General features: G+C 62.9%; 2 protein-coding genes. Both read left to right on the top strand.

From position 1 onward, the window contains the following. Window positions 1–4,872, top strand: a 4,872-nt coding sequence (locus tag ACN5W5_RS14910; RefSeq protein ID WP_420049254.1) for a peroxidase family protein, incomplete at its 5' end; no start/stop codon positions are given. A 707-nt stretch (window positions 4,873–5,579) separates the two neighbouring features. Then, entirely contained in the window at window positions 5,580–11,666 is a 6,087-nt protein-coding gene (locus tag ACN5W5_RS14905) for a peroxidase family protein (RefSeq protein WP_420049253.1), read from the top strand. Window positions 11,667–11,916: the final 250 nt, after the last annotated feature.

Genomic DNA, 11,916 nt, shown 5'->3' with positions numbered 1-11,916 from the left:
TTCATGGTGGTGACCCGCGCGACGAATCAGCCTGGTGCAGACGGAGTTCTGGGCACGGCCGACGACATCCACGAACAAACCAACACCACCTCGCCCTTCGTCGATCAGAACCAGACCTACAGCTCGCACCCGTCGCATCAGGTGTTCCTGCGGGCCTACGAGTTCGACGCCAACGGCGAACCCCAGGCCACCGGTGGCCTGATCGTCAACCGCGATCTGGGTGGCGATGGCATCTACGGCACCGCAGACGACGTGATCCTCGGCGGCATGGCGACCTGGGCGGTCGTGAAGGCGCAGGCACGCGACATCCTGGGCATCGAACTCACCGACCTCAATGCCTTGAGCGTGCCGCTGCTCGCCACCGACCAATACGGCAAGTTCATCCGCGGACCCAACGGCTTCCCGCAGGTGGTGATGGAGGGCGGCGCCCTGGTCGAGGGCAACCCGGCCGCACCGATCAGCGTGGTCAACGCGGTCAGCTCCGGCCACGCGTTCCTGGTCGACATCGCCCACACCGCCAATCCCGTCGATGGCCAGACCGGTGCCCCGCTGGTGGCCGACGCCGATACCGTGGCGGGTGGCCCGGTGGCGGCAGGCACCTACGACAACGAACTGCTGGACGCCCACTACATCGCGGGCGACGGCCGGGTCAATGAAAACATCGGCCTGACCACCGTGCACCACGTTTTCCACCACGAACACAACCGCCTGGTCGAACACACCAAGGAGGTGGTGCTCGACACGGCGCGGGGCGGTGACGTGACCTTCCTCAACGAGTGGCTGCTGACCGAGGTGACGGAGGTCCCCGCCGACCTGTCGACCCTGGTGTGGAACGGCGAGCGCCTGTTCCAGACCGCGAAGTTCGGCACCGAGATGCAGTACCAGCACCTGGTGTTCGAGGAGTTCGCACGCACCATCCAGCCGGGCATCGATCCGTTCATCCCCAACCTGCAGAACTACCAGACCGAGATCGACCCCTCGATCGTTGCCGAGTTTGCGCACACGGTGTACCGCTTCGGCCACTCCATGCTGACCGAAACCATCGACCGGCTGGATGCCAACTACGTCAACAGCGAGATCGGCCTGATCGACGCCTTCCTCAACCCGCTGGCCTTCGCCGCCAGCGGGCCGACACCGGAAGCGGCGGCGGGCGCGATCATTCGCGGCCTGACGCGCCAGGTGGGCAACGAGATCGACGAGTTCGTGACCGAGGCCCTGCGCAACAACCTGCTGGGCCTGCCGCTGGACCTGCCCGCCATCAACCTGGCGCGCGGCCGGGACACCGGCATCCCGTCGTTGAACGCCGCCCGGACCCAGTTCTACGAGGCCACGGGCAACAGCCTGCTCAAGCCCTACGAGAGCTGGTTCGAGTTCGTGCAGCACATCAAGCACCCGGAGTCGCTGGTGAACTTCATCGCGGCCTACGGCACGCACGACAGCATCACTTTGGCCACCACGATGGCGGAAAAGCGCGCCGCCGCCAATCTGATCGTGCTGGGAGACCAGACGATCGACCCGGACGGCATTCCGGGCAGCGGGGACGAGACCGTCGTCGCCGCACCGGCCGACCGCATCGACTTCCTCATGAGCCAGGGTGCCTGGGCCGGCGTGGAGACGGGCCTCAATCTGGTCGACTTCTGGATCGGTGGCCTGGCCGAGGCCAAGACGCCGTTCGGCGGCATGCTGGGTTCCACCTTCAACTTCGTGTTTGAAGAGCAGATGGAGAAGCTGCAGAACGCCGACCGCTTCTACTACCTGGAACGCACGGCCGGTCTGAACTTCGTGACCGAGCTGGAGAACAACTCCTTCGCCAAGATGGTGATGGCCGCCACCGACATCACCCACCTGCCGGCACTGATTTTCCAGACCAACCTGATGCTGGAGGTGGACCAGTCGCGGCAGTTCAACCAGAGCGTGATGGCCGGCCCGGACGGTGTGCTCGGGGACGACCCGCTGACCGTCGTGGACGAGAGCCTCGACGACGACCCCACCGGCAGCAGCGATCCGCAGGGCAACAACCCGCTGGTGCCGCTGGTGATCCGCGACGATCCCGCGACGGCAGGGCCCGACACCAACTACCTGCAGTACACCGGTGGTGACCACGTCGTGCTGGGTGGCACCGCCGGCGACGACACCCTGATCGGCGGCATCGGCGACGACTCGCTCTGGGGCGACGGTGGCAACGACCGCATCGAAGGCGGCGACGGCAACGACGCCATCCGTGGCGGCGCCGGCGACGACATCATCACCGACCTCGGTGGCGACGACAACATCCAGGGCGACGACGGCAACGACGTGATTCATGCCGGCAACGGCCTGTTCAACCTCATCCTCGGCGGCTTCGGCAACGATTTCATCGTCAACGGCGAAGACGGCGGCGAAGCCTTCGGCGGTACCGGCAACGACTTCATGCTCGGCAGCGACGGCGTCGAGCAGAACATGGGCAACGAGGGCGACGACTGGCTCGAAGGCGGCCTGCTCGACGGCAGCCCGGGCGACAACTTCGACCCGCTCGGTCTGGACATGATCGTCGGCAACGACGTCTACATCGGCAGCGGCCTGGCCGACATCATGAACGGCGAAGGTGGCGACGACATCATGGTTGGCAGCAGCGGCCCTGGCGACAAGTACCTGGGCGCCTCCGGCTTCGACTGGGCGACCTTCAAGGACGACGACTTCGGGGTCAGCATGGACATGAGCGTGCGGGCCTTCGATGTCGGACCGATCCCGGTGGCCGCCGGCGTCATTGCGCGGTTTGCCGAAGTGGAGGGCATGTCCGGGTCGCACCACAGCGACTACCTGCGCGGTGACGATGCCGATGCGATCTCGATACCCAACGCCGGCGCCCAGGGCAGCGTGCTGACCAACTTTGACCTCATCAGCGGTCTGCGGGCCTTTGTCGGGGCTGCCGGCAACGGTGTGGACGGCATCGCCGGGACGACCGACGACAGCTTTGGCGCCGGCAACATCATCCTCGGCGGCGACGGCAGTGACGTGATCGAAGGGCGGGGCGGCGACGACCTGATCGATGGTGACAAGTGGCTCAATGTGCGCATCAGCGTGCGCGCCAACATTGACGGCACCGGGCCCGAGATCGCGAGCTTCGACAGCATGCGGCCCATGGTCCCGTTCATGCTCGACGGCACCTACAACCCGGGCCAGCTGGTGATCGTGCGCGAGATCCTGGACGGCAACGGAACGACACCCACCGATGTCAATTTCGACACCGCGGTGTTCTCCGGCAACAGCGGGGACTACGACATCAGCACGGTCGGCGGCGTCACCACGGTGGCGCACATCCTGGGCGGCGTGGTCGGCGCGGGCATCGACGGCACCGACCGCCTGACCAACATCGAACGGCTGCGTTTCGCCGACGAGACCATCGTGCTCACGGCCGGTCTCAACGCGGAACCCGAGGGCCTGTTGCTGATCCTGGATGCCGGGACCGGAGAGGTGGAGACGACACCGGTCACCGGCCAGGTGCTGACGGTATCGGCCGCCGAGGTGACGGACGCGGACAACCCGGGCGGGGTCATTCCCGGACCACTCAGCTACTACTGGCAGGTGGACCTTGGGACGGGGTTCCAGGACATCGTGACCCAGACCGGCGTGGGTGCCCAGCTGGTGACCGGAACCACCTTCACGGTGACGCAGGACCTTGCAGGACTGTCAATACGCGTCCGCGGGGTGTACGAAGATGCACACGGGGTGCTGGAGGAGGTGCGCTCGTTCCCGACCTCGCTGGTGTTGCCCTCCATTTTTGGCACAGAAGCGGGTGAGTTGATCAACGGCACGGTACTCGGGGACAGCATCTTCGCGCTGGGGGGAAATGACACGGTCAATGGGCTGGGCGGTGACGACACCATCGACGGCGGCACCGGCAACGACAGACTCGTTGGAGGCGCGGGCAATGACAGTGTCATCGGTGGTGATGGAAACGACACCTTGTTCGGGGCAGTCGGCGATGACACGCTGTTCGGCGGTCTCGGCGACGACACGCTGAATGGAGGGGCTGGCAACAACGCTCTCGATGGCGGTGATGGCGCGGACCGTCTGGTCGGTGGCGGCGGACTCGATACCTTGCTCGGCGGCACCGGGAACGACACGCTGCTGGGCGCGGCTGGCAACGACAGCCTGGATGGCGGTGACGATGCAGATATCCTGAACGGTGGTGACGGACTCGATACCCTGCTCGGCGGCGCCGGGAACGACACGCTGCTGGGCGCGGCCGGCAACGACAGCCTCGATGGCGGAACTGGCGACGACCGCATGTTGGGTGGTGCCGGCAACGACAGCTACCGGGTCGACAGCGCGCTGGATCTGGTGCTTGAAGCGCTCGGCGCCGGGACAGACACCGTGTTCACGACCCTCAACACCTACGCCCTGTCGGGCAACGTCGACAACCTGGTCTTTGACGGCGCAGGCAACTTCACCGGCACCGGCAACGGCATCGCAAACAGCCTCACGGCCGGGAGTGGCGACGATTCGCTGACGGGTGGCAATGGCGACGACACCCTGCAGGGAGGCGTGGGCAACGACACGCTCAATGGCAATGGCGGAAGCGACGTGCTCCACGGTGGTGATGGCAACGACACGATGAATGGCGGTGCAGGCACGGACACCTTCGTCTTCGCCGCCGCCTTCGGTGCAGACAGCATTGTGGGCTTCGATGCCAACCCCACCGGCGGTCAGGATCTGCTGGACATCTCCGCCCTCGGCATCGACGCAGGCAGCTTTGGCGCCCGCGTGTCGGTGGCCGATGCCGGAACAGACACCCTGGTAACCATCAACGGCGTTGACGGTGGCAGCATCTTGCTGGTCGGGGTGGCGAACCACCTGGCTGTGACCCAGGCCGATTTCCTGCTGGCCTGATCAGTGTCCCCACCGATCTGCCCGGCCTCCGTGGGAGGCCGGGCTTTTTTGTTCTCCATCGCCAGGTCGGTGGCATGGACATTTGCACAAGCGACTCCACACAACGCGCCCAGCAGGCCCAACGTGTCCCCGGCTGGGTGCATCAGCACGATCGGGTTGGCAAAGACCGACCACCAATAACCCCAGCAGGCCGGTGTTGTGAAAAAAAACACGACTGGAAACCCATGTGTATCAAAGGGGTGGGTTCTGTCCGTGTGTTCGTGCTTCTGGAGATCAAGAAGTTACAAATAAACACAAATGAAACATTAGGAATTCACCAGTTTTCATATCGGTCAATCGGTATATCACTCTTCGATGATTTTCTAAAAGTGGGGCGCAAGATCTTGAAAACAAAGATGTTTTGTAAGACGTAGTGCGTCATTTCGGTTGCATTGAGTACGCAGATTTAGGTATGCCGGACTCGGTATTGATACCAAAGGTGACGCTCGTGACACTGATTCCCACCGCAGCACAACTTGAAACATGTGTGTTGCAGCCCACCTGGCGGGTCGGCCAGGCAGACCTAGGGGAATCGCATGAAAACCGTCATCACGCTCCAGGACTTCGTCCACATCCATCTCGAGCGGCCACCGCCCATGGGTCCTGTCAAACGGACCTGTGCGTAAACACCAAGCCCCTCGAACCCCACGAATTTCCGGAGAAACACCATGGCCACCAAACCCGCCAACTTCACCGTCACCCTCGGCGACCTCGAGAAAATTCTCGAACAGATCCGCATTGCCGAATACCACGCAGCCACCGGCATCCTTGCGCATCCGGACGGCACGCCCATCAGCGCCTTGTTGCCATCGGGCCTGCGCACCGTTGATGGCAGCTACAACAGCCTCCTGCCGGGTCAGGAGTTGCTGGGCGCGGCTGACCAGATCATGCCGCGCCTGCTGGAGCCCGAATTTCTGAACGACGCCGACGGGGACGTGATGCCCCTGGGCCCTGAAGGTTCGGGCGCGCCGATCATCACCAACACCAACTACGACTCCCACATCAGCGTCGCCGATGCCGACCCGCGCATCATCAGCAACCTGATTTCGGACCAGACGCTGGGCAACTTTTCAGCCATCTTCAAGGCCCTTGAATTGGCGGGCTCGGCCGACCCAATGGCCGACACCGCAGAAATCCTGGCAGTGGCCGACCCGGCGGCGCGTCTGCTGCTGGCGGAATCGAAGGGTCTTGACATCTCGGCCAACGGCAGCATCACCATCGAAAACCTGTCGCCCGACATCGGGCTTTCGCCCTCGTTCAACGGCTGGATGACCCTGTTCGGCCAGTTCTTCGACCACGGGCTGGACCTGATTCCCAAAGAAGGCAATGGCACGGTCTACATCCCCCTGCAACCGGACGATCCGCTTTACGTGGAAGGCGGTCCCAACTTCATGGCGCTGACACGCGCAGCCACCGTGACCACCGCGGGCGCGGACGGCATCATGGGAACGGCGGACGACCAGACCCACGAAACCATCAACACCACGACACCGTTCGTGGACCAGAACCAGACCTACACTTCGCACCCGTCGCACCAGGTGTTCCTGCGCGAATACATGACGCACCCGGTCACGGGACAGACGATCGCCACCGGGCACCTGCTGGACGGCGCCAATGGCGGCATCGCCAACTGGGGCGAAGTGAAGGCACAGGCAATCAGCATGCTGGGCATCGAGTTGAGCGACCACGATGTGCTCAACGTGCCGCTGCTGCGCACCGACCCTTACGGCAAGTTCATTCCGGGCGCCAACGGCTACGCCCAGATCATCACGGGTGTGGGTGTGGATGGCGTGGCCAATACGGAAGACGATATCGTGGTCGAAGGGGACCCGCTCGCGCCCGTCAGCCCATCTGCTGTGGGCGCGCTGCGCACGGGCCATGCCTTTCTGGACGACATTGCCCACAACGCCGTTCCCGGCATGGTGGATGACGATCGCAACCCGGGAACGCCAGCCGTGCTCAAGACGGCGGACGCCGATACCGACACCGGCAATGCCCTTGTGCCCAACGCGTTTGGCGTGAACACCACATACGACAACGAACTGCTGGACCGCCACTACATCACCGGCGACGGACGCGGCAACGAAAACATCGGCCTGACCACCGTGCACACCGTGTTTCACTCGGAACACAACCGCCTGGTGGAAGACTACAAGCAGACCATCCTGAGCAGTGGGGACCTCGGCACGCTCAACGACTGGCTGCTGGTTCCGGTCGGTGCGGTTCCGACCACACAGCCGGAAATCGATGCACTGGTCTGGAACGGCGAGCGCCTGTTCCAGGCCGGCCGCTTCGTCACCGAGATGGAGTACCAGCATCTGGTGTTCGAGGAGTTCGCCCGCAAGGTGCAACCCGCCATCGACCCGTTCGTGTTCTCGGCTTCGCCCGATCTTGATCCCGCCATCGTGGCCGAGTTCGCGCACGTCGTGTACCGGTTTGGCCACTCGATGCTGCGTGAAACCGTGGACCGGCTGGATGTGAACAACCAGATCGTGGACGCCGACCCGAACACGGAGGGTGCTCAGCAGATTGGCTTGATCGAAGCCTTTCTCAACCCGGTTGCGTTCGATCAGGACGGCGCGGTGTCGGCTGAGGTTGCGGCGGGTCAGATCATCCGCGGCATGACCAAACAGATCGGCAACGAGATCGACGAATTCGTGACCGATGCCTTGCGCAACAACCTGGTCGGGCTCCCGCTGGACCTGGGTGCCTTGAACATCGCACGCGGCCGTGACACGGGCGTGCCTTCACTGAACAGCGCCCGCGCCCAGTTCTTCGAAGCCACCGGCGATTCGCGGCTCACGCCCTACACGAGCTGGACGGATTTTGCGACCCACATGAAGAACCCGATGTCGGTGATCAACTTCATCGCGGCCTATGGCACCCACACCAGCATCACATCCGCGTTGACCATCGTGGACAAACGCGATGCGGCGATGGCGCTGGTGCTCGGAGACCAGACGATCGACCCGGACGGTATTCCGGGCACCGGGGACGAGACTGTCATAGCCGCGCCTGCGGACCGCCTGGACTACCTCAACAGCACCGGCAGCTGGGCGGGTGTTGAAACCGGCCTGAACCTGGTGGACTTCTGGATCGGCGGTCTTGCCGAAGAGAAGCAGGAGTTCGGCGGCATGCTGGGAGCCACCTTCAACTTCGTGTTCGAAACGCAGATGGAAAATCTGCAGAACGGTGACCGCTTCTACTACCTGAGCCGCACGCAGGGCATGAACCTGCTGAACCAGCTCGAAGGCAACAGCTTCGCGGCCCTGGTGATGCGCAACACCGACCTGGGCGAGACCGGTCAGGGGCACATCCCCGGTCTGATCTTCGACACCCCCAACGCCATCCTGGAAGTGGTCCAGGCGGTGCAGATTGGCGACGACCCGAACTGGGGTAACCCGGTCATGGACATCATCAAGCCGCTGTTCATCCGCACCGGCTTCAATGCCGAGGACGGCAACAACCACTTCCTGCAGTACAACGGCTCGGACCACATCGTGCTTGGCGGCTCGGAACTGAGCGACACCCTGATCGGTGGTCTGGGCATCGACACCCTGTGGGGCGATGGCGGCAACGACCGGCTCGATGGCGGCTACGAGGCCGACAAGGTGTACGGCGGCGACGGCGACGACATCATCACCAACCTCGGGGGTGACGACTTCCTGTTTGGCGACGACGGCAACGACGTGATCCACATGGGTTCGGGCATCGTTCTGGGCTTCGGTGGCCGCGGCAACGACTTCGTGATGACCGGTCCGGACACCCAGGAGGTGTTTGCGGGCGAGGGCGATGACTTCGTGCTCGGCAACAACGGTGGCGACCTGTTGCTGGGCAACGAAGGCAATGACTGGATAGAAGGCGGCGAGGGTTTTGACACGCTGGCCGGCGAGAACTCGGAGCTGTTCTTCAACAGCCCGATCATTGGGCACGACGTGCTCAACGGCCAGGGCAATGACACCGACTACGACGGGGAGTCGGGCGACGACATCATGTTCCAGGGCCCCGGCATCCAGCGCAGCAACGGCATGGCCGGCTTTGACTGGGCGGTGCACAAGAGCGATCCCAACGGAGCCGACTCGGACCTGGGCATCCCGATCTTCGTCAACCAGGAGGCGGTCATCCTGCGCGACCGTTTCGACCTGGTCGAAGGACTCTCGGGCTGGGTGCACGACGATGTGCTGACCGGCCGCCAGGTGGTCACGGGGGCCATCGGTGTGGGCGGTGCCGCTGCCGAATTCGACGAGTTCGACAAGTGGGAGTCCTTCTCCAACACGCTGCTGCAGTCCAGCGTGGATCGCATCGTTGGATTTGATGCCTTGGTGGCGCATCTGGACCGGGTTCAGGTTGCCTGGGCGGGTGAGACCAAGACCGTGGTGGTGATGGACGAAACAGCTGTCTCGCGCACGGGTGTTGACACCGCATCCTTCGTGTCCGACACCGCGGCCGACATCCTGCTCGGTGGAGGCGGCAATGACCGCTTCATGGGCAAGGCCGGCAACGACATCATCGATGGCGACAAGTGGCTCAACGTTCGTCTGGCCATCAGCGGTGTGCCCGACCATCCTGAAGCGACCGCCGACACCTTGAACGGAGTCGTCTACGACAACCTCACAGGCGAAGTCCTGTTCGGTGGACGTCCGCTCAACAGCATGATGCTCGACCGCACCCTCAACCCGGGACAACTGAGCATCGTGCGCGAAATCATCGATGGGGATGAGGGCAACACCGGTATCGACACCGCGGTGTACCGGGAACTGCGCGAGAACTACAGTGTGGTCCGCGAGGCCGATGGCTCCATCACCGTGACGCATCTGGTTGCAGCGCCAGCGGGCGGCGGTAACAACAACGACATCTTCGATGGCTCGGATCGCCTGTTCAACATCGAGCGCCTGGAATTCGCTGACCTGACCGTCACCGTCAACGGTACCAACACCCCCCCCGTGGGTGAGTTGCTCATCACAGGCCTTGTGCGGGAAGACGCGACGCTGACAGCATCTGTGCAGTTTTTCGACCCGGACGAAATAGAGCCCGGCTCGATGAGCTTCACCTGGCAGATGATGACCGGCACCGCAGGCGTCGATGCCCTCTGGGTGGATGTGGGAACTGGACAGACCTTTGTGCCGGGTGATGCTCAAGTGGAGCGCCCCCTGCGCGTGATCGCCACCTACGTCGACGGCCTGGGCGTCAACGAGTCCGTGACCTCGTCCGCTACGGGCCCCGTGCAGAACGTCAACGATGCGCCGACCGGACTGGTGTCGATTGACGACATCTCACCGGTTGTGACTCAGACGCTGTTTGTCAGCAACACGCTGGCCGATGCCGATGGCATGGGACCGGTGGGCTACCAGTGGCAGTCTTCGACCAACGGCGTGGATTGGTCCGACATTGTGGGGGAGACTGGCACCAGTTACACCGCTGCAACGGTGGGTGTTCAGTTGCGCGTGGCAGCGTCCTACACCGACGCTCGCGGCGCGAACGAGACGGTGCTCTCATCCCCGGTAACGGCGGTGGTGGCTGCGTACAACGTGATCACCGGCACCGCTGGTGTGGACGGTTTGACCGGCACGGACTTACCCGATCACATTCTGGGTCTGGCGAGCAACGACTTCCTGTCCGGCGGGCTGGGCAACGACCTGCTGGATGGGGGAACAGGCGATGACACCATGGTGGGTGGCGATGGAAACGACACTTATGTGTTGGACAGTCTGTCTGATGTGATCATCGAGACGGCCACTGGTGGTGTCGATACGGTGTTGTCCTCGCTTGCCGCGTACACCCTTGGCGCGAATCTTGAAAATGCCACGCTGACTGGAAACGCCAACACGCGCCTGGCCGGCAATGATCTGGACAACGTGCTGACCGGCAACAGCGGAAACAACCGTCTGGTGGGCGGCAACGGCAATGACACCGTGATCGGCAACGGTGGAGCCGACACGCTCCATGGAGGGACTGGTGCCGATTATCTCGACGGCAGTGGTGGGAATGACATCTACCTGGTCGACGATGCGGGTGATGTGGTGTTCGAGGCGTTCAACGCCGGGACAGACGAGGTACAGGCAACCATAGCCGCGTACACACTGACCGACAACGTCGAGAACCTTCGCTTTACTGGATTGGGTAGTTTCTCTGGCACCGGCAATGGGTTGAACAACCGTTTGACGAGTGGTTCGGGTGACGACACGCTGGATGGAGGTGCTGGCGTTGACACAATGTTGGGGGGGACTGGGAACGACACGTACCATGTAGACAATACCAGTGACTTCATCAACGAAGCACTTCTTGGTGGCGTTGATACGGTGTTCACCACAACCAGTTACTCCCTGGGCCGAAACGTAGAAAACCTCGTCTCCACCAACGCAACGGGAGCTACGCTCAGGGGCAACGCACTGTCCAACCAGATCACCGGGGGATCGGGTGCGGACAACATCTTCGGTGCCAATGGCAACGACACCATCGAGGGCGGTGCAGGCAACGACACCATGGCCGGAGGTGGCAACAGCGATGTGTTTGTCTTCAACGCCGGCTTCGGCGCCGACACGATCAATGGCTTTGACAGCAACCCGCTTGATGGACAGGATCTGCTGGACATTTCCGGTCTGGGTATCTCCGCTGCAACCTTTGGTACCGAGGTCAGCATCACGGGGGTGGTGGGGACCGGCACGGTGGTTTCCTTCACCGGGTCTGCCGACTCCATCACCCTCATCGGTGTGAATGCCGCCAACGTGACCGCGCAGGACTTCGTCCTCGCCTGACAACAACCGGGATTCCCCGACGGTCAGGCCTTCCTGACCCTTTAAGCCCCATCGAAAGAGGGGCTTTTTTTGCTTTTGAGCACAGCGTCACATCTCTCGTTGTTAAAAATTGTAACCATCCTCCGCTTGAGGGAGAGTAATGATGGCATTTTGTTTCATTTCAGCTTACCTTAAGCGCTCAAGTACATAGGTGCGGAGAAGGCCATTGGCTTCACAGGAGGAGACAGGGTCGCCGCGCCGCGATGCCGGT

The organism is Hydrogenophaga sp. ZJX-1 (assembly GCF_048590325.1).
Taxonomy (GTDB): domain Bacteria; phylum Pseudomonadota; class Gammaproteobacteria; order Burkholderiales; family Burkholderiaceae_C; genus Hydrogenophaga.
Note: the sequence above shows the minus strand (reverse complement) of the source record. Positions and strands in the feature narration are given on the sequence as shown.

Excerpts from the sequence above, each read along its gene's own strand:
- ACN5W5_RS14905 (WP_420049253.1), top strand. The coding sequence starts at position 5,580 with ATGGCCACCAAACCCGCCAACTTCACCGTCACCCTCGGCGACCTCGAG.